Source organism: Microvirgula curvata, assembly GCF_054781615.1.
Map to the genome: position 1 here is coordinate 269,410 of NZ_BAAGUB010000035.1, position 23,234 is coordinate 292,643.

General features: G+C 64.6%; 25 protein-coding genes. 13 read left to right on the forward strand and 12 right to left on the reverse strand.

Annotation, left to right across the window (positions count from 1 at the left end; all coding sequences use genetic code 11):
* The first annotated feature begins 19 nt into the window (after positions 1-19).
* The gene (locus tag ACYVG8_RS16195; RefSeq protein WP_028497974.1) at positions 20-328 is read left to right on the forward strand and encodes a DUF2818 family protein; all 309 of its coding nucleotides are present in this window, start codon (positions 20-22) and stop codon (positions 326-328) included.
* 63 nt (positions 329-391) lie between these two features.
* On the opposite strand, the gene bfr (ACYVG8_RS16200) is transcribed toward ACYVG8_RS16195, so the two are convergent.
* The 6 genes from bfr (ACYVG8_RS16200) to ACYVG8_RS16225 form a co-directional block, all read right to left on the reverse strand.
* On the reverse strand, positions 392-856 hold the full coding sequence (gene bfr, locus ACYVG8_RS16200; RefSeq protein ID WP_028497973.1) for a bacterioferritin: 465 nt from the start codon (positions 854-856) through the stop codon (positions 392-394).
* A gap of 10 nt (positions 857-866) precedes the next feature.
* The gene (gene bfr / locus ACYVG8_RS16205) at positions 867-1,343 is read right to left on the reverse strand and encodes a bacterioferritin (RefSeq protein WP_028497972.1); all 477 of its coding nucleotides are present in this window, start codon (positions 1,341-1,343) and stop codon (positions 867-869) included.
* A 114-nt stretch (positions 1,344-1,457) separates the two neighbouring features.
* Entirely contained in the window at positions 1,458-1,688 is a 231-nt protein-coding gene (locus ACYVG8_RS16210; RefSeq protein WP_028497971.1) for a bacterioferritin-associated ferredoxin, read from the reverse strand.
* Positions 1,689-1,777: 89 nt separating this feature from the next.
* On the reverse strand, positions 1,778-2,416 hold the full coding sequence (locus ACYVG8_RS16215) for a glutathione binding-like protein (protein WP_051528628.1): 639 nt from the start codon (positions 2,414-2,416) through the stop codon (positions 1,778-1,780).
* Between the two features lie 28 nt (positions 2,417-2,444).
* Entirely contained in the window at positions 2,445-3,305 is an 861-nt protein-coding gene (locus ACYVG8_RS16220) for a lipid A biosynthesis lauroyl acyltransferase (protein ID WP_028497970.1), read from the reverse strand.
* Between the two features lie 7 nt (positions 3,306-3,312).
* Positions 3,313-4,209 carry a lysophospholipid acyltransferase family protein gene (locus tag ACYVG8_RS16225; RefSeq protein WP_028497969.1) on the reverse strand — a complete coding sequence of 299 codons (897 nt, stop codon included), beginning with the start codon at positions 4,207-4,209 and terminating at the stop codon, positions 3,313-3,315.
* Positions 4,210-4,284: 75 nt separating this feature from the next.
* Here ACYVG8_RS16225 and metK point away from each other — a divergent pair, with 75 nt between their 5' ends.
* The 4 genes from metK (at position 4,285) to ACYVG8_RS16245 (ending at position 10,416) form a co-directional block, all read left to right on the forward strand.
* Positions 4,285-5,454 carry a methionine adenosyltransferase gene (gene metK, locus ACYVG8_RS16230; RefSeq protein ID WP_028497968.1) on the forward strand — a complete coding sequence of 390 codons (1,170 nt, stop codon included), beginning with the start codon at positions 4,285-4,287 and terminating at the stop codon, positions 5,452-5,454.
* A 204-nt stretch (positions 5,455-5,658) separates the two neighbouring features.
* On the forward strand, positions 5,659-6,960 hold the full coding sequence (locus ACYVG8_RS16235; RefSeq protein ID WP_460746294.1) for an aminodeoxychorismate synthase component I: 1,302 nt from the start codon (positions 5,659-5,661) through the stop codon (positions 6,958-6,960).
* Positions 6,957-8,006 carry an A/G-specific adenine glycosylase gene (mutY, locus tag ACYVG8_RS16240; protein WP_460746295.1) on the forward strand — a complete coding sequence of 350 codons (1,050 nt, stop codon included), beginning with the start codon at positions 6,957-6,959 and terminating at the stop codon, positions 8,004-8,006. Before ACYVG8_RS16235 ends, mutY begins: the two co-directional genes overlap by 4 nt.
* A gap of 196 nt (positions 8,007-8,202) precedes the next feature.
* The gene (locus ACYVG8_RS16245; protein ID WP_107888772.1) at positions 8,203-10,416 is read left to right on the forward strand and encodes a RelA/SpoT family protein; all 2,214 of its coding nucleotides are present in this window, start codon (positions 8,203-8,205) and stop codon (positions 10,414-10,416) included.
* Positions 10,417-10,453: 37 nt separating this feature from the next.
* Here the strand turns inward: ACYVG8_RS16245 and ACYVG8_RS16250 are convergent, their stop codons facing one another.
* The gene (locus ACYVG8_RS16250; RefSeq protein WP_146744995.1) at positions 10,454-10,825 is read right to left on the reverse strand and encodes a hypothetical protein; all 372 of its coding nucleotides are present in this window, start codon (positions 10,823-10,825) and stop codon (positions 10,454-10,456) included.
* Between ACYVG8_RS16250 and rplM the strand changes: the two genes are divergently transcribed.
* The 6 genes from rplM to ACYVG8_RS16280 all read left to right on the forward strand — a co-directional run bounded on the left by rplM (position 10,824) and on the right by ACYVG8_RS16280 (position 15,570).
* Positions 10,824-11,252, forward strand: coding sequence for a 50S ribosomal protein L13 (gene rplM, locus ACYVG8_RS16255; protein ID WP_028497964.1), 429 nt, complete (start codon positions 10,824-10,826; stop codon positions 11,250-11,252). The two genes, ACYVG8_RS16250 and rplM, sit on opposite strands and share 2 nt — an antisense overlap.
* A gap of 16 nt (positions 11,253-11,268) precedes the next feature.
* Positions 11,269-11,661 (forward strand): 30S ribosomal protein S9, encoded by a 393-nt coding sequence (gene rpsI, locus ACYVG8_RS16260; protein WP_028497963.1) that lies wholly within the window; start codon positions 11,269-11,271, stop codon positions 11,659-11,661.
* 114 nt (positions 11,662-11,775) lie between these two features.
* Positions 11,776-12,804: an N-acetyl-gamma-glutamyl-phosphate reductase gene (gene argC / locus ACYVG8_RS16265; RefSeq protein ID WP_107888771.1), complete on the forward strand. Its 1,029-nt coding sequence runs from the start codon at positions 11,776-11,778 to the stop codon at positions 12,802-12,804.
* A gap of 127 nt (positions 12,805-12,931) precedes the next feature.
* Positions 12,932-13,282 carry an iron-sulfur cluster insertion protein ErpA gene (erpA, locus tag ACYVG8_RS16270; protein WP_028497961.1) on the forward strand — a complete coding sequence of 117 codons (351 nt, stop codon included), beginning with the start codon at positions 12,932-12,934 and terminating at the stop codon, positions 13,280-13,282.
* A gap of 121 nt (positions 13,283-13,403) precedes the next feature.
* The gene (locus ACYVG8_RS16275) at positions 13,404-14,288 is read left to right on the forward strand and encodes a CheR family methyltransferase (RefSeq protein WP_051528627.1); all 885 of its coding nucleotides are present in this window, start codon (positions 13,404-13,406) and stop codon (positions 14,286-14,288) included.
* A gap of 25 nt (positions 14,289-14,313) precedes the next feature.
* Positions 14,314-15,570, forward strand: coding sequence for a D-amino acid dehydrogenase (locus ACYVG8_RS16280; RefSeq protein ID WP_028497959.1), 1,257 nt, complete (start codon positions 14,314-14,316; stop codon positions 15,568-15,570).
* Here the strand turns inward: ACYVG8_RS16280 and xth are convergent.
* From xth to ACYVG8_RS16305, 5 genes are all read right to left on the reverse strand, one after another.
* Positions 15,567-16,334, reverse strand: a complete 768-nt coding sequence (gene xth, locus ACYVG8_RS16285; RefSeq protein ID WP_028497958.1) for an exodeoxyribonuclease III — start codon at positions 16,332-16,334, stop codon at positions 15,567-15,569. The two genes, ACYVG8_RS16280 and xth, sit on opposite strands and share 4 nt — an antisense overlap.
* Positions 16,335-16,435: 101 nt before the next feature.
* On the reverse strand, positions 16,436-17,176 hold the full coding sequence (ugpQ, locus tag ACYVG8_RS16290; RefSeq protein WP_028497957.1) for a glycerophosphodiester phosphodiesterase: 741 nt from the start codon (positions 17,174-17,176) through the stop codon (positions 16,436-16,438).
* On the reverse strand, positions 17,173-18,558 hold the full coding sequence (locus ACYVG8_RS16295) for an FAD-binding oxidoreductase (RefSeq protein ID WP_460746299.1): 1,386 nt from the start codon (positions 18,556-18,558) through the stop codon (positions 17,173-17,175). Before ACYVG8_RS16295 ends, ugpQ begins: the two co-directional genes overlap by 4 nt.
* Positions 18,555-19,907: an NAD-dependent succinate-semialdehyde dehydrogenase gene (locus ACYVG8_RS16300; RefSeq protein WP_460746300.1), complete on the reverse strand. Its 1,353-nt coding sequence runs from the start codon at positions 19,905-19,907 to the stop codon at positions 18,555-18,557. Before ACYVG8_RS16300 ends, ACYVG8_RS16295 begins: the two co-directional genes overlap by 4 nt.
* Before the next feature lie 226 nt (positions 19,908-20,133).
* Positions 20,134-21,309: an NAD(P)H-dependent flavin oxidoreductase gene (locus ACYVG8_RS16305; RefSeq protein WP_028497954.1), complete on the reverse strand. Its 1,176-nt coding sequence runs from the start codon at positions 21,307-21,309 to the stop codon at positions 20,134-20,136.
* A gap of 153 nt (positions 21,310-21,462) precedes the next feature.
* On the opposite strand from ACYVG8_RS16305, the gene ttcA reads away from it, so the two are divergent.
* Together ttcA and ACYVG8_RS16315 are read left to right on the forward strand one after the other, a co-directional pair.
* Positions 21,463-22,443 (forward strand): tRNA 2-thiocytidine(32) synthetase TtcA, encoded by a 981-nt coding sequence (gene ttcA / locus ACYVG8_RS16310; protein ID WP_107888769.1) that lies wholly within the window; start codon positions 21,463-21,465, stop codon positions 22,441-22,443.
* Positions 22,436-23,233 (forward strand): polyamine aminopropyltransferase, encoded by a 798-nt coding sequence (locus tag ACYVG8_RS16315; RefSeq protein WP_051528626.1) that lies wholly within the window; start codon positions 22,436-22,438, stop codon positions 23,231-23,233. Before ttcA ends, ACYVG8_RS16315 begins: the two co-directional genes overlap by 8 nt.
* Position 23,234: the final 1 nt, after the last annotated feature.

Here is a 23,234-nt window from a genome sequence, read left to right on the forward strand (position 1 = left end):
TCATTTTGGGCTGCCCCCGATGAACTGGAACGTTGTCGCGCTGCTGCTGGTTGCCTTTCTGGCGGCGAATCTTCCCTTTGTCTCCAGGAAACTGTTTGGCGTCGTGACGCTGGCCAGGGCCAAGCATGCCGGCTGGCAGGCGCTGGAACTGCTGGTGATGTTCGGCGTGGTCGCCGTACTGGCCTATGGTCTCGAGGCCCGGCAATCGGCCGTGCATCCGCAAAACTGGCAGTTCTATGTAACCAATCTGGCGCTGTTCCTGGTGTTCGCTTTCCCGGGCTTTGTCGGCCGCCATTTCTGGCACCGCCGTGGCATGCGCCTGGGCTGACCTGTCCGCCTCTGGCGGAGTTGAAAAAAGCGCCCCGCGGGGCGCTTTTTCCATGACTGCGTTTCAGATCTTCGACTGCAGATAGTTTTCCAGACCCATCTGGTCGATATGGCGCAGCTGCTGTTCCAGCCAGCGGGCATGGTCCATTTCGGTGTCGTCGAGCATCTTCAGCAGAATGTCGCGGCTCACGTAATCATGTTCCTGCTCACAGGTCCCCATGGCTGCGCGGACATCGCGGACGACCTGGTATTCGAGTTCGAGGTCGCTTTTCATCATCGACGGCACATCGCTGCCGATATTCAGTGCCGACGGCACCATGGCCGGCGTGCCGCCAAGGAACAGGATGCGGCGGATCAGCCAGGCCGCATGCTCGGTTTCTTCCTGCATTTCGTGCTCGATGCGCTCGAACAGCTTGCCGTAGCCCCAGTCCTCATACATGCGGGAGTGAATGAAGTACTGGTCGCGTGCGGCGAGCTCGCCAACCAGAAGGTGGTTGAGGGCGCCAATGACTTTTGCACTGCCTTGCATGGTGTTCTCCTTATTCGTTGTCGCCGGTCAGGCTTTGCAGGAAGTTCGGCAGGCCGACGGCGCCGATCAGGCCCAGATGGGTTTCGGTCCAGTCCAGCTGCTCTTCTTCGCTTTCCAGCAGCTCGGTCACGATGTCGCGGGTCACGTAGTCCTGCTCGCTTTCCGCCAGTGCGATCGCCTTGCGCATGTCGGCCAGGCCGCCGTGGATCAGCTTCTCGTCACAGGACAGCATTTCCGGCACGGTTTCACCGATGAACAGCTTGCCGAGTTCCTGCAGGTTGGGCAGGCCGTCGAGGAACAGGATGCGTTCGATCACTTCGTCGGCGTGCTTCATCGCCTTGATCGACCACTTGTATTCGGCGCGGTCGAGGAGCTTGTAGCCCCAGTTGCGGCCCATGCGGGCATGCAGGAATGACTGATTGATCGCCGTGAGCTGGTACTTGAGCACGCCGTTGAGGGCGGCAATGACTTGCGGGTTGCCTTGCATAGTGTTCTCCCATCCGGAAATCCAGCATGCATTATCAGTCATTACGGCACACACAGCCATGCCCGCACTCACGAAGGGTCAGTGCGGGCACAGGAATGGGGGGCGCGGGCGGGATCAGGCAGCCAGTGGCAGGCGGGCGCCCATGGGTTGCAGCAGAACAGTCTGGCGTGACGATTGCTGTTGCGCTTTCGCTTCGCACAGCACCGAATGGGCGCATTTCGCGCATTTTCCACACTGGGTGGCGACGCCGAGATCCTGGGCCAGTTCGCGCAAGGTGGACGCACCGTTCTCGACTGCCCTGTGTATCTGGCGATCGGTTACCGCTTTGCACACGCACACGTACATGGAGGTCACCCAGTGAATGAAATACGTTCTCATTCTTGCATGAGTGAGAACGGTTTTCAATAGCCACTTATCGGGTTTGAATACAAGAGCTAACGGGCGGGATTCACCTTTTCGGCCAGGGCGTAGGCACGGGCCGTGGCCGGTCGGGCGGCGATGGCGTCAAACCAGCGCTGCACGTGCGGATAGTCGGCCAGATCGATGTGCTGCTTCTGGTGCGGCACGGCCCACGGGTAGCAGGCGATGTCGGCGATCGAGAACTCGTCGGCCAGAAACTCGTGCAGTGCCAGACGCCGGTTGAGAACGCCGTACAGGCGCTCGGTTTCCTTCTGGTAGCGCTCGATGGCGTACGGCACTTTCTCGGGTGCGAACTGGCTGAAATGGTGATTCTGTCCAAGCATCGGCCCGAAGCCGCCCATCTGCCAGAACAGCCATTCGGTCGCGGCGAGCCGCCGGTGCGGGTCGGCCGGCAGCAGCTGGCCGGTTTTCTCCGCCAGGTACATCAGGATCGCACCGGATTCGAACACGCTGACCGGGCCGCGGCCGAAGGCCGGTGCGTGGTCGACAATGGCCGGAATGCGGTTGTTCGGGGCGATGGCGAGGAAGTCGGGCGCGAACTGCTCACCGGCGCCGATGTTGATCGGCTTGATGGTGTAGTCGAGACCGGTTTCCTCGAGGAACAGGGTGATCTTGTGGCCGTTCGGGGTGGTCCAGTAGTACAGGTCGATCATGGCGGCTTCCGTTTTGCGGGGCGTGATGTCAGTAGAACGGCTTGTCGCCGTCCGGCCGGGTCTTGAAGCGCTTGTGCAGCCAGAAGTACTGCTCCGGCTGCTCGCGGACGCGCGCTTCGATAAACGCATTCATGCGGGCGGCGTCTTCGGTCTCGTCGCCGCACGGGAAGTCGTCCCACGGTGGGAAGACTTCCAGTTCGTACCGGTCCGGCGAGACCCGGCGCGGGATGACCGGCACGATCCTGGCCCGGGTCAGGCGGGCGATGCGGCTCATCGCGGTAATGGTGGCTGCCGGTACGCCGAAGAATGGCACGAAAACCGCTTCCTTGGCGCCCATGTCCTGATCGGGCAGGTACAGCAGTGGCGTGTGGTCCTTCATCGCCTTCAGCAGCGGGCGCAGCCCTTCGGTGCGGGAAATGATCTTGGCGTTGCTGAAGCGCTGCCGGCCCTGGTAGATGCGCCGGTCGAGCACTTCGTTCTTCTGCCGCGCGTAGATGCTGACCAGTGGCACATCCTGGTTCAGTCGGTAGACGCACATTTCAAAACCGACAAAGTGCGGGTACAGGATGATGACGTTCTCGTCCTTCAGGTCGGTCAGGTAGTGCAGGTTCTTGTAGCTGACCAGTTCCCTGAAGCGTGCATCGGGGGAGTACCAGACGATGCCGTATTCGAGCATGAAGCGCGCCATGGCGTGGAAGTGATCGCGCAGCAGGCGGTCGCGTGCAGCCGGGGTCCAGTCGGGAAAGCAGGCCTCCAGGTTGCGGCGGCCGACGCGGCGACGCGGCGCGACCAGGTGGTAGGCAAGCCAGCCGACCGGCCGGGCGATGGCATTGATGGCGGACAGCGGCAGAAAATGCAGCAGCCAGAGAATGAAAAAGGCAAAACGCACGTGGCGGTTACTCCAGAGGGACGTCCGTGGTCGGGCGCTCGTCGGCGCCGGCCGGGTGTTTGAAACGACTGTAGCCCCACAAATATTGTTCGGGCGCTTCACGCACCAGCGCCTCGACCTCGGCATTGATGCGGCGGGTGTCCTGGTAGCGGTCGCCGGTGAACGGCACGCTCAGCGGCCGGATGCGGACCTCGAAGCCTTCGCCGATCTGCAGCCGGCGACCGTAGAAGAAATAGGTGTCGACGTCTTTCATCTCGCCGAGGCGCGAGGCCAGCGTCATGGTGTAGGCCCACTGGCCGAAGAACGGCACCCACAGACCTTCGCCGCTGCCAGGCACCTGGTCCGGCAGCACGATGGTCGCCTCGCCGTGCTTCAGCGCCTTCATGATCTGGCGCACGCCGGCCGGCGTGGCCGGTGCGGTATTGCCGTTGTCGCGGATCCGGCCACGCTGCATCAGCGGCTGCAGCCACTTGACCTTGGGCGGACGGAACATGGCGGTCAGCGGCACCGGCAGCCGGCTGGCCAGATAGCGGCCGGCGATGTCGTAGGCGCCGAGGTGCGGGGTGATGAACAGCAGACCGCGACCGGCGGCGATCGACGCCTCGACCGCGTCCCAGCCCTGGCACGCACGGACCATGCCGGCGACCCGGCGCGTGTCCTGGCACCAGGCCGCTGCCAGCTCCAGCGCCGACATGCCGGTATGGGCTGCACTGTCGCGAATTAAACGCCTATAATCGGGCGCATTTTCTGCGAAACCCGCCAGTTTCAGACTGTTGCGGGTTTTCTGTCCGAAGCGCGGAGAGAGGACGAGTGCCAGTCTTCCGCTGACCCAACCGATGCGCTGAAGCGCACCCAGCGGGAGACGGCTGATCAGCCAGACCAGGGCAGAGAGCAGGTTTGACATGATAGGGGAGCGTGACGGATACGAATCAAACCACGTATTCTAAACGTTCCGATCTCCCGATTTCAGGAAATCCTTGTGAGCGAATACCTCTTTACCTCTGAATCCGTTTCCGAAGGACACCCGGACAAAGTCGCCGACCAGATTTCCGATGCGATCCTGGACGCGATCTTTACCCAGGACCGTCACGCGCGTGTCGCGGCCGAAACCCTGGTCAATACCGGGCTGGTAGTGCTGGCCGGCGAGATCACCACGCATGCGAACATCGACTATATCCAGGTCGCCCGCGACACCATCCGTCGCATTGGCTACAACAGCTCGGATCTCGGCTTCGATGCCAAGGGGTGCGCGGTGCTGGTCGCCTACGACAAGCAGTCGCCCGATATCGCCCAGGGCGTGAATGAAGGCCAGGGCCTCGATCTCGACCAGGGTGCCGGTGACCAGGGGCTGATGTTCGGCTATGCCTGCGACGAAACGCCAACGCTGATGCCGTTCCCGATCTACTACGCGCACCGTCTGGTGCAGCGTCAGGCCGAACTGCGCAAGGACGGCCGCCTGTCGTGGCTGCGTCCGGATGCCAAGAGCCAGATCACTTGCGTCTATGACAGCGAGACCGGCCTGCCGAAGTCGATCGACACCGTGGTGCTGTCGACCCAGCACTCGCCGGATATCGATCATGCCATGCTGACCGAAGCGGTTATCGAGGACATCGTCAAGCCGGTGCTGCCGGCTGAAATGCTGACCCGCGACACCAAATTCCTGATCAACCCGACCGGCCGTTTCGTCATTGGCGGCCCGATGGGCGATTGCGGCCTGACCGGCCGCAAGATCATCGTCGATACCTACGGCGGCGCTGCGCCGCACGGTGGCGGCGCGTTCTCGGGCAAGGATCCGTCCAAGGTCGACCGCTCGGCCGCCTATGCCGGTCGCTACGTGGCGAAGAACATCGTCGCCGCCGGTCTGGCCCGCCAGTGCCAGGTCCAGGTGTCCTACGCGATCGGCATCGCCCAGCCGACGTCGATTTCGGTCGACACCTTCGGCACCAGCCGAATCCCGAACGAGCAGATCGTCGAACTGGTCAAGCGCCACTTCGACCTGCGCCCGAAGGGCATCGTGCAGATGCTGGACCTGCTGCGCCCGATCTACACCAAGACCGCCGCTTATGGTCACTTCGGCCGTGAAGAGCCGGAATTCACCTGGGAAGCAACCGACAAGGCCGCCGCGCTGCGCGCCGACGCCGGCCTGTAAGCGGATAAAGGCGGGCACCGTGACCCCGGCACCCTCCGCCCCCGCTTCGCCCATCCGCTCTTCATCGCGGGAGGTGCGGGCAGACTGACGGCACCCTTTGTGGTGCCGTTTGCCTTGACGGCATGCGTCCGCAGCCGTTGACAGCAGCGCATGCCATGATAGGCTCGGCCGTTTTCTTCAGGGCCTGCCATCGTGGATGAGGACATGCTGCTTACCCGTTCTCTGCCGGCCGTGCCGGACCTGCTCGCGCTGACCGCTGGCGCACCGCAGTCATTTCCTTTCCTGCTGCAGTCGTCCGCCGACAGCGGCTTCGATATTCTGTTCGCATTGCCGCAGGCGCAGCAGTTGTATTTTGATGGTGACGGCGCCCGCCTGCTCGCCGATCTGGCCGCGCTGGAATTGCGGGCGATCGAACGGCCGGACCCGCGCCTGCCGTTTGTCGGTGGCTGGTTCGTCTATCTCGGCTACGAAATGCTGCACACCTTCGAGCCCCGCGTGCCGGCACCGATTGCCGATGCCTTCCCGCTGGCGGCGCTGGTGCGCGTGCCTGCCGCCATCGTGGTCGACCGTGCCGCCGGCACGGCGACGCTGGTGGCGGAAACTGCTGCGCAACTGGCCGAGCTGGCCGCACAGGTCGACGCGGCGCCGGCCTGGCAGCCCGCCCCGCTGCAGCTGCTGGCGCTGGAGGAGGATGCGCCGGGGCGTTATGTCGATGCGGTCGAACGCATCAAACACTATATTCGTGAAGGCGATGTCTTCCAGGTCAATGTGTCGCGCGAGTGGCGTGCCCGCCTGAATGCCGGTGCCAGTGCGGCCGACGTGTTTGCCGCACTGCGCCAGGCCAATCCGGCGCCGTTCTCAGCACTGGCCGATTTTGGCGACTGGCAGATCGTCAGCTCGTCACCGGAACGGCTGGCCCGGGTGTCGCCGCAACGGGTCATCGACACCCGGCCAATTGCCGGCACTCATCCGCGCGCGACCGATCCGGTCGAGGACGCCGCGCTGAAGGCGCGGCTGATTGCCGACCGCAAGGAGCGCGCCGAGCATGTGATGCTGATTGACCTTGAACGCAACGATCTGGGCCGGGTCTGCGTGCCGGGCAGTGTCGAGGTCGACGAGCTGATGAGCGTGGCCAGTTACGCGACTGTCCACCATATTGAATCCAGCGTGCGCGGCCGCCTGCGTGATGCGGTCGGACCGGCCGGCGTATTTCGCGCCCTGTTTCCCGGCGGCACCATCACCGGTTGCCCGAAAGTGCGCTGCATGCAGATCATCCGCGAACTGGAAACCGCGCCGCGCCGCGCCTATACCGGCAGTCTCGGCTACATCAATCGTGACGGCAGCCTCGACTGCAATATCCTGATCCGCAGCTTCATGCGCGAAGGCGACCGGCTGCGCTTCCGGGCCGGCGGCGGCATCGTCACCGATTCCGATCCGGAACGTGAATTGAACGAGACGCGGCACAAGGCGCGCGGCCTGTTGCGCGCACTGGGGATTGAATCATGAGCGCCTTCGCCACCCGTCTTGTTGACTGGCAGCGCCGGCACGGCCGCAGCGGGCTGCCATGGCAGGTCGCCGACCCGTACCGGGTCTGGGTGTCGGAAATCATGCTGCAGCAGACCCAGGTTGCAACCGTGCTCGATTACTACCCGCGTTTCATGGCGCGCTTCCCGACCGTGGGCGAGCTGGGCCGTGCGGCACTGGACGAAGTGCTGGCGCTGTGGAGCGGACTCGGCTACTACAGCCGCGCACGCAATCTGCACAAGGCGGCGCAGCGCATCGTGACCGAGCATGAGGGCGTATTTCCCCAGCGCTTCGAGCAGGTGCTCGATCTGCCGGGTATCGGCCGTTCGACCGCGGCGGCGATCTGCGCGTTTGCCCGGGGTGAGCGGCGCGCGATTCTGGACGGCAACGTTCGTCGCGTGCTGGCACGCTGGGGCGGCATCGAAGGCTTTACCGGCGGAAAGGCGGTCGAAAACCGGCTGTGGACGCTGGCGGAGTCGCTGCTGCCTGCGGCATCGGCCGATATGGTGGCCTATACCCAGGGCCTGATGGACCTGGGCAGCCTGGTCTGCACCCGGGGCAAGCCGGCCTGTGGCCGCTGTCCGCTGGCGGCCGACTGTGTCGCGCTGCGGGATGACCGGGTCGGCAGCCTGCCGACGCCCAGACCGAAGAAAGCGCAGCCGACACGGGATGCGGTGTGGCTGCTGGCGCGGGACAGCCGCGGACGCGTTCTGCTGGAACGGCGGCCTGAAAGCGGCATCTGGGGCGGGCTGTGGAGCCTGCCGGAGCTGGCGTCCAGCGATGCCGTCGACGCAGCTGCCGCGCAGTATGATTTTAAAGTCGATCAGATCGAACCGGCCTGGCACGAAATCGAGCATGTGTTCACCCATTTCCGCCTGCTGGCCTTGCCGCTGCCGGTACGGGTTGCCGCACACGGAGAACGGCAGGATGGGCGGCAGGGCTGGTTCCTGCCGGCGGAAGCGCTGACCATGGGCCTGCCGGCGCCGGTACGCCGCCTGCTTGATGCGCCATCCGGCATGCTGTTTTGACACCGTCTGGCGTGGTGCGGGCCATGAACCGCCAAAGGGATTAAACTGCCGGAAGCGGGATTCCCGTCCTACAATGGCAACCTTTTTTACCTAACGTGGTGGGCTTGCGGCGCGACCGGAAACGGCGCCCGCACCGGCCGGCTGCGTTGTACCCAGGGCCAATGCCTGATTTGCGCAGGATACGCATAAGCACTCTATGGTTTCCGTCACACGCCCGCTTGCAGATTCTTTAGCCGATGCCGCCGATCCCAACGCCTGGCTGGCCGGAGTCAAGTCCGGACTGTCTCCCGACGAGCTGGTGGTCCTCGAACGCGCCTTCCGCGCCGCCCGCGAGTTGTACGCCGGCAAAATCATCCCGCTGACCGGTGAGGATGCCTTTGGTCATGCGGTGTCGTCCGCCGCGATCATCGCCGACCTCAACCTGCCGGCCTCGACCATCGCCGCCACCCTGCTGGCCGGTGCACCCCAGTATCGCGACGATTGCCTGCCATGGCTGACCCGGGAATTCGGCAAGGAGATTGCCGATCTGGTCGACGGTGTCGGCCGCCTGTCGCGCATTGCCGAGCTGGGCCGCCGCGACGAGCACGTGTCGCCCGAGGCGCGCTCGCAGCAGGCCGAGGTCATGCGCAAGATGCTGCTGGCGATGGTGGCCGACATCCGCATCGTGCTGATCAAGCTGGCCTGGCGCACCCAGACCATGCACTGGCTGTCCAAAGTAGCGGACGAACGTTCCCGCCGGCTGATCGCCCAGGAAACCTACGATATCTTCGCGCCGCTGGCCAACCGCCTCGGGGTCTGGCAGATCAAGTGGGAACTGGAAGATCTGGCTTTCCGTCACCTGGAACCGGACAACTACAAGAAGATCGCCCGGCTGCTCGACGAGCGCCGGGTCGAGCGCATCCAGTATATCGAGGATGTGCTGTCGACCCTGCGGCAGGAACTGCAGAAGGCCGGCATTACCCATTCCGACGTCGCCGGGCGGCCGAAGCACATCTATTCGATCTGGAAGAAGATGCGCAAGAAGCATCTGGATTTCAGCGAGCTGTACGATATCCGCGCCGTGCGGGTGCTGGTCGACCGTACCGTCGACTGCTATACCGTGCTCGGTCTTATTCACAGTATCTGGCAGCCGATTCCCGGCGAGTTCGACGACTACATCTCCCACCCGAAGGCGAACGACTACAAGAGCCTGCATACCGCCGTGATCGGCCCGCAGGACAAGGTGGTCGAAGTGCAGATCCGGACCTTCGACATGCACGAGCATGCCGAATTCGGTGTGGCTGCGCACTGGCGCTACAAGGAGGGCGGGCAGGGCGATGCGCAGTACGAGGCCAAGATCGCCTGGCTGCGCCAGCTGCTCGACTGGCGGGAAGAAGTCGGCGAGAAGGAAGAAGGGCTGGCCAATGCCTTCCAGACTGCGCTGTTCTCCGACACCATCTATGTGATGACCCCGCAGGGGCGGGTGCTGAGCCTGCCGGCCGGTGCGACGCCGATCGACTTTGCCTATGCCGTGCATTCGGACCTCGGCCACCGCTGCCGCGGGGCGAAGATCGACGGCCAGATCGTGCCGCTGTCGACGCCGCTGGAAAACGGCCAGCGCATCGAGATCATGACGGTCAAGGAAGGCGGGCCGTCGATCAACTGGCTGCACGATGGCTGGGTCAAGAGCTCCAAGGCGATCGGCAAGATCCGCCAGTACATTCGCCAGCAGAACGCGCACGTGGCGATCGACGCCGGGCGCACGCTGTTCGAGAAGGAACTGTCCAAGCTGCCGCCGGCGGTCAACCCGAATATCGAGGCTGTGGCCGACCGGCTGAATTTTGCCCATCCGGAAGAGATGTACGCCGCGCTCGGTCATGGCGAGCTGTCGATGCGCGCGGTGCAGAACGCGATCAATGCCTTCGTGCCGGTAACGCCGGGCGAGATGGCGCCGGAAGACCTGGTGCACAAGAGCCGGGCCGAGCATGACGCCGGCGGCATCCTGATCGAGGGCGTCGACAACCTGATGACGGTACTGGCCAAATGCTGCAAGCCGGCTCCGCCGGACCCGGTGGTCGGCTTCGTGACCCGCGGACGCGGGGTGTCCATCCATCGCGCCAACTGCGTCACCCTGAAGCGGTTGTCGGCCAGCGTGCCCGAGCGGCTGATCGCCGCCGACTGGGGGCGTCAGGAAGGCAGCGTGTTCGCCATCGACCTCGAAGTCATGGCCATGGACCGCTCCGGCCTGCTGCGCGACATTTCCGATGTGCTGTCGCGCGAAAAACTCAATGTCACCGCGGTCAACACGCTGAGCCGCGACCACCACGCCCGCATGCGGTTCACGCTGGAAGTCAGGCAGGTGGCGGATCTGCAACGGGTGCTGGCGCGGGTGCAGGACGTGCCCGGCGTGCTGGAGGCCAGGCGGGTCTGAGCCGGCAAAGGGCACGAATCCGGTGAAACGGAGACAGTTATACTGCACTGCACAAAAAAGCCTTGCCAAGTGCGTAAGGCATTACCATAATTTGCAGTGCATCAAGACGTTCCATGCAATATGGCGTTTTGGTGTTGTCTCCTCCATCCTCCTTATTTAGGTGGAACTTATGCGCAGCTGGCAACGCCGGTTGCGCTTTTTTTTCCCGCCATTCCGGGGCGGTCATGCTGCGGTATCGACGATGTTGCGTCGCGAAAGCGCCCAGCGGGCGGCGTTGACGGGCGATCGCCCGCAAGCCCGCGATTTTTCGGGCAATTTCCCTGTTTCCTTCTCTCGTCGCGGTTTGACAGTGGCAGGGCGGCTGTATAGAATCGGCAGCTTTCAAGAATTTCGACTGGAAGAGATCCATGAAGACCTTCTCTGCCAAGCCGCATGAGGTGAAGCGCGACTGGTTCGTCGTCGACGCTACTGACCTGGTGCTCGGCCGCCTGGCCGCCGAGATCGCCCACCGCCTGCGTGGCAAGCACAAGCCGGAATACACTCCGCACGTCGATACCGGCGACTACATCGTAGTCGTCAACGTTGACAAGCTGCGTGTGACCGGCAACAAGGCACTCGACAAGAAGTATTACCGTCACACCGGCTACCCGGGCGGCATCTACGAGCGCAACTTCACCGAACTGCAAAACCAGTTCCCTGAGCGCGTTCTGGAAAAAGCCGTCAAGGGCATGCTGCCGAAGGGTCCGCTTGGTTACGCAATGATCAAGAAACTCAAGGTGTACGCTGGTACCGAGCACCCGCACACCGCGCAGCAGCCCAAGGCGCTGGCAATCTGAATCTGAGGCTCAGTAAATGAACGGCAAATACTACTACGGCACTGGCCGCCGCAAGAGCGCGGTAGCACGTGTGTTCATGATCAAGGGTTCGGGCAAGATCACCGTCAACGGCAAGCCGGTTGACGAATACTTCGCCCGCGAAACCGGCCGCATGGTGATCCGCCAGCCGCTGACCCTGACCGAACATCTCGACTCGTTCGACATCCTTGTCAACGTCGTCGGTGGTGGCGAAACCGGTCAGGCCGGTGCTGTGCGTCACGGCATCACCCGTGCTCTGATCGACTTCTCGACCGAACTCAAGCCGACCCTGTCGGCCGCCGGCTTCGTGACTCGCGATGCTCGTGAAGTTGAACGGAAGAAAGTCGGTCTGCACAAGGCCCGTCGCCGCAAACAGTTCTCCAAGCGTTAATCGCTCGCAGAATGCGGGACACCAGAAAAGCCACCTCCGGGTGGCTTTTTTCATTGCCGATTGCGCGTTACTATTGCTTTTTTACGACGCAAATTTACTTTTCAAGGACATCAGATGATCAAGGTCGGCATCGTCGGCGGCACCGGGTATACCGGAGTCGAACTCCTGCGCCTGCTTTCCAGGCACCCCGGGGTCGAGTTGAAAGCCATTACCTCGCGCAAGGAAGCCGGCCTGCGAGTCGATGCCATGTTCCCGAGCCTGCGCGGCCGGGTCGATCTGGCGTTTTCGGCGCCGGAGTCGGCCGGGCTGGCGCAGTGCGACGTGGTGTTCTTCGCCACGCCGAACGGCATCGCCATGAACGAGGCGGTGGCCTTGCTCGATGCCGGCGTGCGCGTGATCGACCTGGCTGCCGACTTCCGCATTCGCGATATCGCTGAATGGGAAAAGTGGTACGGCATGACGCATGCTGCGCCGTCGCTGGTGGCCGAGGCCGTGTACGGGCTGCCGGAAGTCAACCGCGAGGCCATCCGCGATGCGCGGCTGATTGCCAACCCGGGGTGTTACCCGACGGCGGTGCAACTGGGCTTCCTGCCGCTGATCGAGGCTGGCGTCATCGATACCGCGACGCTGATCGCCGACTGCAAGTCCGGCGTGTCCGGCGCCGGGCGCAAGGCGGAGGTCGGCGCGCTGTTTGCCGAGTCGACCGACAGCTTCAAGGCCTATGGCGTTGCCGGGCACCGCCACCTGCCGGAAATCCGTCAGGGCCTGTCGCGGGTGTCGGGCGCGCCGGTCGGGCTGACCTTCGTGCCGCACCTGACGCCGATGGTGCGCGGCATCCACGCCACGCTGTACGGCCGGCTGGACCGGGACATCGACCTGCAGGCACTGTTCGAGCTGCGCTATCACGATGAACCGTTCGTCGACGTACTGCCGGCCGGCAGTCACCCGGAAACGCGTTCGGTACGCGGCGCCAACCTGTGCCGCATTGCCGTGCACCGGCCGCAGGGCGGGGATACCGTGGTGGTGCTGTCCGTCATCGACAATCTGGTCAAGGGCGCGGCCGGGCAGGCAGTGCAGAACCTGAACCTGATGTTCGGCTTCGACGAGGCGGCCGGGCTGGATATCGTGCCGCTGATGCCCTGAGCCGGGGCACCATCGGGGCTACGGCGCTAAGCCGTTGTCCTGATGGCAAAACCCTACTGCCGGCCTCGTTGCTTTTGCCAGATCGACAGCGGATAATCCATCTTGACGTTTACTGGAGATGGAACACATGAACGCTGTAACCGAAATGCCGCTGCCGCTCGTTTTTACCGACAGCGCGGTGTCCAAGGTGAGCGAACTGATCGCAGAAGAAGGCAACCCTGATCTGAAGCTGCGCGTCTTCGTGACCGGCGGCGGTTGCTCCGGTTTTCAGTACGGTTTCACTTTTGACGAAATCGCCAACGAAGACGACTCCCAGTTCGTGAAGGGTGGCGTCACGCTGCTGATCGATCCGATGAGCTACCAGTATCTGGTCGGCGCGGAAATCGATTATCAGGAAAGCATCGAGGGCTCGCAGTTCGTGATCAAGAATCCGAATGCCACCTCGACCTGCGGTTGCGGGTCGTCGTTCTCGGTGTAAGCCTCTTACTGACTGGACATCAAGGGGATATCATTCGTGGTCGATATTCCCTTTAGCAAAGCCCAAGCTTGCTTGGGCTTTTCGTTTGTGATCGTTGTCTAACCGGGATCGAACCGCCTGTATGAATGCCTCTTCCCTGCCGTCCGCCTCGTCCGCTTTTTCGCGTGAGTTCGATTTTACCGAGCGTGATTTCGAACGCATCCGCAACGCCATTCGCCACTATGCGGGCATTTCGCTGAACGTCAGCAAGAAGGACATGGTCTATGGCCGGCTGGTCAAGCGCATCCGCAGCCTCGGGCTCGGCGGCTTTGCCGTCTACCTGGATCTGCTGGAATCGCCGGCCGGTCGTAGCGAACTGGAGCTGTTCGTCAACGCGCTGACGACCAATCTGACCTACTTCTTCCGCGAAGAGCATCATTTCCCGCTGCTGGCCGAACACCTGAAGGCCCGTGCGGCCGCCGGCGCCACCGAGCTGCGCATCTGGTGCAGCGCGGCGTCGACCGGTGAGGAACCGTACTCGATCGCCATCACCGCGCTGGAAGCCGTCTCCGGCATGGCGCGGGCGCCGCGCATCGAAGTGGTCGCCTCTGACCTGGATACCCAGGTGCTGAAGACGGCAGCGGAAGGCGTGTATGCCGCCGACGTGCTGGCCAAGCTGCCGCCGGGGCTGTCGGCCCGCTACTTCGACCGCCTGCCCGATGGCCGTGGCAAGGCAAAGGCGGCGCTGCGCGAGCGCCTGCGCTTCTGCCGCATCAACCTGATCGAATCACCGGTGAGCTGGGGACTGAAGAGCGGCTTCGATGCCATCTTCTGCCGCAACGTGATGATCTATTTCGATCGCGCGACCCAGCTGGAAGTCCTTAACAAGTTTGCGCCGCTGCTGCGCCCGGATGGCCTGCTGTTTGTCGGCCACTCGGAGAATTTCCACCAGGCCAATCCGCGCTTCCGTCTGCGCGGCAAGACCGTGTATTCGCTGGAGCCGGCGGCGGGCAGTGCCCCCCGGTAACGCGGACAAGGTTTACGGACAAGGAATGAAAGTCATCGTGATGGGCGCCGGCGTGGTCGGCGTATGCACAGCCTGGTATCTGTCCCGGGCCGGGCACGAGGTGGTCGTGATCGACCGCCAGGGCGACGCCGCGCTGGAAACCAGCTTTGCCAATGGCGGCCAGATCTCGGTCAGCCAGTCGGTGCCGTGGGCCTCGCCGGACGCGCCGCTGCAGATCCTGCGCTGGCTGGGGCGGGCTGATTCACCGCTGCTGTTCCGGCCGAAGCCGGACCCGCGGCAGTGGGACTGGGGCGTGCGCTTCCTGCTCGAGTGCCGCGACAGCCGCCTGCGGCGGAACATGAGCCAGATGCTGGCGCTCGGCCTGTACAGCCGGCAGAGCCTGCAGGCGCTGCGTGAGGAAACCGGCATCCACTATGACCAGTGCACCCGGGGCATTGTCTGCCTGTACCAGACCCGCAAGGAACTGGACCACGCCGCCGAATGCGCCGAGTGGATGCGCCCGTTCGGCATCGACCGCCGCCTGGTCGAGCCGGGGGAACTGGCCGCGCTCGACCCGGCGCTGGCGAACGTTGCACCGACCCTGGCCGGCGCGACCTACTGTGCGGACGACGAGAGCGGCGACGCCGGTCTGTTCACCCGCAAGCTGGCTGCCCTGTGTGCCGACAACGGGGTCCGCTTCCTGTTCAACACCCGCATCAATGCGCTGGAGCATGACGGGCAGCAACTGACCGGCGTGTCGGTGACCGGGCCGGACGGCTTCTATCGCAGCGAACATGCCGATGCCTACGTGCTGGCGCTGGGCAGCCATTCACCGCTGCTGGCGCAGCCGCTGGGCGTGCACCTGCCGGTGTATCCGACCAAGGGCTATTCGGCCACCTTTGCCGTGAGCGACCCGTCGCGGGCGCCGCAGCTCAGCATCACCGACGAATCCCACCATATCGTGTTCTCGCGGCTTGGCGACCGCCTGCGCGTGGCCGGCACGGCAGAACTCAGCGGTTACTCCAGTCACCTGGACCCGGTGCGCTGCGCGGCGCTGACCACCCGGGCGCAGGCGCTGTTCCCGGATGCGGCGGACTACACCCGGCCGCAGTACTGGACCGGACTGCGGCCGTCGACGCCATCGAATGTGCCGCTGATCGGCCGGGTGCGCCGCTATGGCAACCTGTTCCTGAATACCGGCCACGGCACGCTCGGCTGGACCGAGGGCCCGGGGTCCGGCCGCCTGCTGGCCGACATCATCAGTGGCCGGCCGGCCGGCATCGACTTCGCCCTGTTCCGCTAGAACGAGGCGACGACAGGCGCGTGGTCGCTGGGGCGCTCCCAGCGACGCGGCGTCTTGTCGATCACGCACGCGTCGAGTCCGGCCGCCAGCGGCGCCGACAGCAGCACATGGTCGATGCGCAGCCCCTTGTCGCGGCGGAACATGCCCTGGCGGTAGTCCCACCACGAGTAGCAGCCGGCCTCGTCGTTCAACTGCCGGAACGCATCACTGAGTCCCAGACCGAGCAGGCGCTGGAAGGCGGCCCGCTCCGCGTCCGAACACAGCACCTGACCGGCCCAGCCGGCCGGATCGTACAGATCGCGATCGTCCGGTGCGATATTGAAGTCGCCGGCCAGCGCCAGCCGCGGATGCCGGCTCAGCTCGTCGGCAACGAAATCTGCCAGCCGTGCATACCAGTCGAGCTTGTACGCATACTTGTCGCTGCTCAGCGACTCGCCATTGACGCAGTAGGCCGAAATGACGCGCACGTCGCCGACGGTGGCGGCGAGCAGGCGGCGCTGCGGGTCGTCATAGCCGGGAATGCCGGCGATCACGTCCTGCGGCTGCTGCGGGGCGCGGGTGAGGATGGCGACACCGTTGTAGGTCTTCTGCCCGGACCAGGCGGCGTGATAGCCGACGGCTTCCAGTTCGGCGACCGGAAACTTGTCCTGGTCGAGCTTCAGCTCCTGCAGGCACAGCGCGTCGACCGGGTTGTCGGCGAGCCAGTCGATGACGTGCGGCAGGCGCACTTTCAGGGAATTGACGTTCCAGGTGGCGAGTTTCACTAGTCTGCTTTGTCTGTCGGGGGTGAAATGAACAGCATATCAAGCCTGTCCGGTTTTGGCCGGGCAGCGCTCTTGCTTTCGGAGGGAATGGCGATGCCCTCTCAGGGCTGCAGTGCATCCAGCGCATCGGTGCAGATGGCGTCCACGCCCAGCCGGAACAGGCTGGCGGCCCGCGCCGGGTCGTCCACGGTCCAGCACATCAGGGCCAGCCCGGCGTCGTGGATGGCTGTGACAAGGTCGGCATCGACCAGGGTGTGGTCGATGTCCAGTGCGATCACGCCGAGCTGTTGCGCAGTGGTGAGCCAGTCGGACGGCAGCGTGTCCTCGATCAGCCAGGCATAGTTCAGCGGTGGCGCGGCCTCGCGCGCGGCTGACAGTGCGTCAGCCGAGAATGACGACAGCAGCGGCGGGATGGTGGCGCGTCCCCAGCGGCGCAGGCATTCCTGGGCGACCAGCTTGCCGGTCTGCACTTCGCGGCCGGGGCAGGGCTTGATCTCGACATTGGCGTGGATGCCGTGCTCAAGACAGATGCGCGCGGCATCGGCCAGCGTCGGCAGCGGCTCGTCGGCAAAGCGGGGATCGAAACCGCTGCCGGCATCAAGGGTGGCCAGCTCGGCCCAGCGCCAGTCTGCCGCCGGGCCGCAACTGTTGGTGGTGCGGTCCAGCGTATCGTCGTGCAGCAGGAAAGCGATATTGTCGCTGCTGAGCTTGACGTCGAATTCCGCCATCCGGTAGCCGAACACCGAGCCGGCCAGCAGGGCGGCGGCGGTGTTTTCCGGCGCGAAGCGCCCGCCGCCACGATGGGCGATCAGGTGCGGGTAGGGCCAGCGCAACATGTTCATAGCAGTTTCCCGGGGTTCATCAGGCCGGCTGGGTCGAGCGCGGTTTTCAGCGTGCGCATCAGGCTCATCGAGGCCGGGTCGTGGAAGCGGGCCAGCCAGTGCCGGCGCAACTGGCCGACGCCGTGTTCGGCCGACAGCGTACCGTCGAATGCATAGGCACACGAGAAGACGATTTCGTTCACGCGCTGCTCGTCGTCGAACAGCGCGGTGTTGCCTGGTCGGGTGTGGCTGATGTTGTAGTGCAGATTGCCGTCGCCGAGGTGGCCGAAGGTGACGATGCGGCAGCCGGGGAAAGCCGTTTCCAGCTGCCGGCCGCAACTGTCGAGAAAGGCGGGGATTGCCGAAACCGGCACGGCGATATCGTGCTTGATGCTCGGGCCATCGCGCCGCTGTGCTTCGGAAATCTCCTCGCGCAGCCGCCACAGTTCGCGCCGCTCCCGCCCGCTTTGCGCCAGCACGGCATCGACAAAGGCGTCGCGGCCATCGAGCCAGTCGAACAGTTGTGCGTCGAGCGCGGCCTGCTCGCCGCCGTCGGACAGTTCGAACAGCACTGACCAGGCGCAATCGAACGGCAGCCGCACCTCCGGAACATGGTGGGCGACCAGGCTCAGGCACTGGCCGGAAATCAGCTCGAAGGTGGTCAGGCGGTCGCCGAAGCGATCATGCAGTTCGTGCAGCAGGGCAACGGCCGCTGCCGGGGAGTCGATGCCGACCAGTGCGGTCGCACGGGCATTCGGTTGCGGATACAGCTTCAGTGTGGCTGCGGTGATGATGCCGAAAATGCCTTCTGTGCCGATAAACAGCTGTTTGGCGTCAAAGCCGCTGTTGTTCTTGCGCAGCCCCTTCAGGGCATGAATGACCTGGCCGTCAGGCAGCACCGCCTCGATACCGAGTGTCAGCTCGCGGGTGTTGCCGTAGCGCAGCACGGCCAGGCCGCCGGCATTGGCTGCAAGATTGCCACCAATCTGGCAGCTGCCCTCGCTGGCGAGGCTCAGCGGATACAGCAGGCCGTGTCCGGCGGCGGCGGCCTGGACCTCGGCCAGCGTGCAGCCGGCCTCGGCAGTCACGGTCGCATTGTCGCGGTCGACGGTGCGGATGGCGTTCATGCGCCGCAGTACGATGACCAGGGCCCGGCCGCTGGCATCCGGCGTTGCGCCGCCGACGGTACCGGTATTGCCGCCCTGCGGCACCAGCGGCGTGCCGGTGTCGCGACTCAGCTGCACCAGGGCGGCGACCTGCCCGGTGGTGGCAGGCAGGGCGACTGCCAGTGGCCGGCCATGGAAGCGCTGGCGCCAGTCGGTGGTATAGGCGGCGGTATCGGCCGTGTCGGTCAGCAGATGGGCGGCGCCGACGATATCGGCCGCGCGAGTCAGAGTGCTCATCGTTGCCAGAATGTCTTTACATTGACGAATTCATACAGCCCGAACTCGGACAGCTCCCGCCCGTAGCCGGACGCCTTGACGCCGCCAAAGGGCAGGCGCAGGTCGGAGCTGGTATGGCGGTTGATGAACACGCTGCCAGCCTCGATATCGCGTGCCAGTCGTTCGGCTCGGGGCAGATCCTGACTATAGACTGCGGCGCCAAGGCCGAACGGGGTATCGTTGGCCAGCCGGACCGCATTGGCTTCGTTCTCGGCGTGCAGGATGCTGGCGGCAGGACCGAACGCTTCTTCATGATAGATGCGACAGGCCGGGCTGACGTGGTCCAGCACCGTGGCCGGATAGTAGAAACCGGGACCGTCCGGCACTTGCCCCCCGCTCAGACAGCGGGCGCCGTGCCGACAGGCATCGGTGACCTGGTCATGCAACTGGTCGCGCAGATCGGCGCGGTGCAGCGGGGCCAGCGTGGTACCGGGCTGTCGCGGGTCACCCGGCGTCAGCCGGGTGACTTCGGCCATGAACGCCTGCAGGAAGTCGTCAGCGATTTCCGGCACCACGATCAGGCGCTTGGCGGCGTTGCACGACTGGCCGGCATCGCGGAAGCGGCTCATTGCGCATTCCTGGGCGGCCGTGGCCAGATCGGCATCGCGCAGGATCAGCACCGGGTTGCTGCCGCCCAGTTCCAGCACGGTCTTCTTGATGTGTTTGCCGGCCAGGCTGGCGATCAGGCGGCCGGTGCGGGTCGAACCGGTGAACGCGACGGCATCGCAGCCGGCGATGGCGGCCTCGACTGCATCGACATCGATCCATGCCACATCGAACACCGGGATGCCGGCTTCCTGCATCAGCTCCAGCAGCAGCGCGGTCGACTGTGGCACGGTCGGGGCCGGCTTCAGCAGGCAGCCGTTGCCGGCGGCCAGCGCCGGCACGGCGAAGCGCAGCGCCTGCCAGACCGGGTAGTTCCACGGCATGACCGCGAATACCAGTCCCAGAGGCTCGAAGCTGACGCCGGAGCGGCTGGCGCTGGTCGGGATGGTCTGCGGCAGCAGCAGGGTCGGGGCCAGATCGGCGTAGTAGTGGCACAGGCGGGCGGTCTTTTCCAGCTCGGCACGCGCCTCGTGGATCAGCTTGCCGACTTCGAGCGTGATTACCGGCGCCAGCCGGTCGACATTGGCCTCGATCAGTTCGCCGAGCCGGCGGATGCGCGCGACGCGCTCGTCAATCGGCCGGCCGCGCCAGGCGTGCTGGTGTTGCCGGAGTCGGGATATCGCCTGTTGCAGCCGGTCGACAGACCAGCCGGGGCGGGTGTAGACCGTTTCGCCGGTCGACGGATCACAGCTTAGGAATTCCATGCCGAAAGTGTACCGTTCCGCCGCCATCGCGGGGAGGGGGAATCCATGGGCGCGGGCATGAAAAAAGACGCCTGGGGCGTCTTTCAGACTGTCCGCAAACCTTGCGGCCCGACATGGAAAAGCGTCAGCAAGGTCTCTTTGCTGCTGCGGGGACGGCGGGGGCCGGAGCCAGGCCGGAAGCCTGCCGCACTCTCAACGTGCGCCGGCACCCCCCGGTATCTGGCGCTCAGGCCCGCTGAGGCAGGTCGGCCGGACGCAGGCCGGTGGTCAGGTAGTCGAGCAGCTCCTTGACCGAGCGGATTGCACTGTCGAACGGCAGCGCTTCCGAGCCGCGGAAGAACAGGCCCTTGCTGACTTCACCGCGGTAGGCAGCGGCCAGCTTCAGGTCGATGCAGAACTGGCCGACCTTGGACAGGCCGTCACGCAGGCCGCATACCGACAGGCAGTTCAGTGCCTGGGTGCAGCGGGCCGGATCGGCCTTGGCATTGGCCTGCAGGGTCGATTCGCGCTTCAGGTAGCTTTTCAGGAACGGCGTCATCACGCCGCGTGCCGGCAGGCCGGCCACGCTCATGAATTCGACAATGTCTTCCTTCTTGGCACCGGCCAGCACGCTCTTGAAATTGTCGTGCGCATCGCCCTCGGTGGTGACGGCGAAGGCGGTGCCGACCTGGACGCCGCTGGCGCCGAGGCCGAGGTAGTGCTTGACCTTCTCGAAGCTGTTGATGCCGCCGGCGACGATCAGCGGGACTTTTTCCCGTTCGAGGCCGAGGCTCTTGAACACTTCGAAGGTTTCTTCCAGCACGCGGGCGAAATCGAAGCGGGCGTCATTGACGTCTTCCTTGCGGGCGGCGCCGAGGTGACCACCGGCGTGACCCGGGTGCTCGATGACGATGGCGTCGGGCAGGCGGTTCTTCTTCATCCAGCGCTTGAGCACGATGCCGATGCCGCGCGATTCGCTGAGAATCGGCAGCAGGGCGACGTCCGGGTGGTTGGCGGTCATGTCAGGCAGGTCCAGCGGCAACCCTGCGCCCATGGTGATCGCCTGGGCGCCGGACTCGCACGCCTGGCGCACATATTTGGCGTGGGCGTCGACCGCCTTCATCACGTTGACCGACACCATGCCGTTGCCGTCGGCCAAGGTCAGCGCCTGCTTGATCTCGCGGTCGAGCGCAATCAGGTTCAGACGGTCATAGTCCTCGGTACCGGTCGCATGCTTCGATTCCTCGACCAGGTCCTCGTGCAGGTGACGCAGGTCGACACTGGCGATGGTGCCGACCGCACCCTCCCGCGCCACGGTACCGGCCAGCCTGTGGGCGGAAATACCCACCCCCATGCCCCCCTGGACAACGGGCTTGAGCGAATGGCTTTTCAGTACCAACGGGGATAACGGGGTCTCGGTCATAGGTCTTCTTGGCAAGGAGAAAATTAGAGTAATTATTCGATGATACCCGAAATTAGGCGCGCAGCCGTCGTCGACGTCAAGGGGAACGGTCCGGCGCGACCAGCGGTTTCACGGTAAAATCGCGCAATTCGCTGAATTTGCTGGTGGCTGGACATGACTGATACCTCACTCTCCGCGGCGGACACGCCGGCGCAGAAAGCCGGGCGCAACGCGCTCAAACTCGCCAAACGGCTGCGGCACGAAGTCGGCGACGCAATCAACGACTTCAATATGATCGAACCGGGCGACCGTGTCATGGTCTGTCTGTCCGGCGGCAAGGACAGCTACGCGCTGCTCGACATCCTGCTCGGGCTGCAGAAGTCCGCGCCGATCGATTTCTCGCTGGTGGCGGTCAACCTCGACCAGAAGCAGCCGGGCTTCCCCGAAGACGTGCTGCCGCGCTATCTGGCATCGCTCGGGGTCGAGTATCGCATCATCGAGGAAGACACTTACAGCATCGTCAAGCGACTGGTGCCGGAAGGCAAGACCACCTGCAGTCTGTGTTCGCGGTTGCGGCGCGGCATCCTGTACCGGGTGGCCGACGAGCTGGGCGCGACCAAGATCGCCCTCGGCCATCACCGCGACGATATTGTCCACACGCTGTTCCTGAACATGTTCTACGGCAGCAAGCTGAAGGCGATGCCGCCGAAGCTGATTTCCGACGACCGCCGGCATATCGTCATCCGCCCGCTCGCCTACTGCCGCGAGAAGGACCTGATCCGCTACGCCGAGCAGAAGGCGTTCCCGATCATCCCGTGCAATCTGTGCGGCTCGCAGCCGAACCTGCAGCGGCAGGTGATCCGCGACATGATCAACGACTGGGACCGTCGCTTCCCCGGCCGGATCGAGAACATGTTCCGCAGCCTGCGCAATGTGGTGCCCTCGCATCTGGCCGATACCCGGCTGTACGATTTCGCCGGCCTGCGTGTCGGCGCAGCCCTGCCGGACGAGGGCGGTGACACCGCGTTCGACAGCGAAACCTTCAGCGATCCGACCGCTCCGGTGTTCGATGACGAGGAGGCGGCGCCGGCCACCGTGCGCCGGCCGGTCATCAATATTCTCGATACGCGCGTTGCCGGGGGCTGTGGTGAGTGATTTCCTGGCGTTGCGGCGGCGCAAGGCGCGCCCCGCGCAGGCGGACCTGGCCGAGGTGATGGTCAGCGAGGCCGACGGCATCCGGGCGATGTATCTCGGCTCCGACACCATGCAGTCGGCCATGCGGGTCAAGGACCCGTGCGATCTGGTGCTGGCCTATACCCGGGCGACCATGGCATTCCTGCTGTTCCAGCCCGATCCGCGCCGCATCCTGCATGTCGGGCTCGGCGGCGGCTCGCTGCCGCGTTTCTGCCATGCCAGGCTGCCGCGGGCGGAGAACGTCGCGGTCGAGATCAATCCGCAGGTGGTGGCACTGTGCCGCTCGCAGTTCGCATTGCCGGACGACGAGCGCATGCAGGTGGTGGTGGACGACGGCATCGACTATGTCAGCCGGCAGACACAGGCATTCGACGTCATCGTTATCGATGCCTTCGATGGTCGCAACATCATTACCGCCATGGTGGCGGAGCCGTTCCTGCACGATTGCCGCATGGCGCTGCGCGAAGGCGGGGTGCTGGCGGTGAACCTGTGGAGCCGCCATCCGCGCTTCCACGAGCATGTCGAGGCGATGCGGCTGGCGTTCGACGGCAAGGTGCTGACGCTGCCGGCAGAAACGCACGGCAATATCGTCGCCTTCGCGCTGGGTGGCCTTTCCGGCAATGCATTGCGCTTCGATGCGCTGACTGAGCGGGCGCAGGCCGCCGGCGCTGCCGTTGGCCTGGACCTGGCAGCGATGGTGCCGGCGATGAAAAAGCACAATCCGCACTCGGGGGCGCGGCTGATGCTGTAGC

Bases quoted from the DNA above. Each gene is read 5' to 3' on its own strand.
- ACYVG8_RS16195 (WP_028497974.1), top strand. From the start codon at position 20: ATGAACTGGAACGTTGTCGCGCTGCTGCTGGTTGCCTTTCTGGCGGCG.
- bfr (WP_028497973.1), bottom strand. From the start codon at position 856: ATGCAAGGCAGTGCAAAAGTCATTGGCGCCCTCAACCACCTTCTGGTT.
- bfr (WP_028497972.1), bottom strand. From the start codon at position 1,343: ATGCAAGGCAACCCGCAAGTCATTGCCGCCCTCAACGGCGTGCTCAAG.
- ACYVG8_RS16210 (WP_028497971.1), bottom strand. From the start codon at position 1,688: ATGTACGTGTGCGTGTGCAAAGCGGTAACCGATCGCCAGATACACAGG.
- ACYVG8_RS16215 (WP_051528628.1), bottom strand. From the start codon at position 2,416: ATGATCGACCTGTACTACTGGACCACCCCGAACGGCCACAAGATCACC.
- ACYVG8_RS16225 (WP_028497969.1), bottom strand. From the start codon at position 4,209: ATGTCAAACCTGCTCTCTGCCCTGGTCTGGCTGATCAGCCGTCTCCCG.
- ACYVG8_RS16235 (WP_460746294.1), top strand. From the start codon at position 5,659: ATGCTGCTTACCCGTTCTCTGCCGGCCGTGCCGGACCTGCTCGCGCTG.
- mutY (WP_460746295.1), top strand. From the start codon at position 6,957: ATGAGCGCCTTCGCCACCCGTCTTGTTGACTGGCAGCGCCGGCACGGC.
- ACYVG8_RS16245 (WP_107888772.1), top strand. From the start codon at position 8,203: ATGGTTTCCGTCACACGCCCGCTTGCAGATTCTTTAGCCGATGCCGCC.
- rplM (WP_028497964.1), top strand. From the start codon at position 10,824: ATGAAGACCTTCTCTGCCAAGCCGCATGAGGTGAAGCGCGACTGGTTC.
- ACYVG8_RS16250 (WP_146744995.1), bottom strand. From the start codon at position 10,825: ATGGATCTCTTCCAGTCGAAATTCTTGAAAGCTGCCGATTCTATACAG.
- rpsI (WP_028497963.1), top strand. From the start codon at position 11,269: ATGAACGGCAAATACTACTACGGCACTGGCCGCCGCAAGAGCGCGGTA.
- argC (WP_107888771.1), top strand. From the start codon at position 11,776: ATGATCAAGGTCGGCATCGTCGGCGGCACCGGGTATACCGGAGTCGAA.
- erpA (WP_028497961.1), top strand. From the start codon at position 12,932: ATGAACGCTGTAACCGAAATGCCGCTGCCGCTCGTTTTTACCGACAGC.
- ACYVG8_RS16275 (WP_051528627.1), top strand. From the start codon at position 13,404: ATGAATGCCTCTTCCCTGCCGTCCGCCTCGTCCGCTTTTTCGCGTGAG.
- ACYVG8_RS16280 (WP_028497959.1), top strand. From the start codon at position 14,314: ATGAAAGTCATCGTGATGGGCGCCGGCGTGGTCGGCGTATGCACAGCC.
- ugpQ (WP_028497957.1), bottom strand. From the start codon at position 17,176: ATGAACATGTTGCGCTGGCCCTACCCGCACCTGATCGCCCATCGTGGC.
- ACYVG8_RS16295 (WP_460746299.1), bottom strand. From the start codon at position 18,558: ATGAGCACTCTGACTCGCGCGGCCGATATCGTCGGCGCCGCCCATCTG.
- ACYVG8_RS16300 (WP_460746300.1), bottom strand. From the start codon at position 19,907: ATGGAATTCCTAAGCTGTGATCCGTCGACCGGCGAAACGGTCTACACC.
- ACYVG8_RS16305 (WP_028497954.1), bottom strand. From the start codon at position 21,309: ATGACCGAGACCCCGTTATCCCCGTTGGTACTGAAAAGCCATTCGCTC.
- ttcA (WP_107888769.1), top strand. From the start codon at position 21,463: ATGACTGATACCTCACTCTCCGCGGCGGACACGCCGGCGCAGAAAGCC.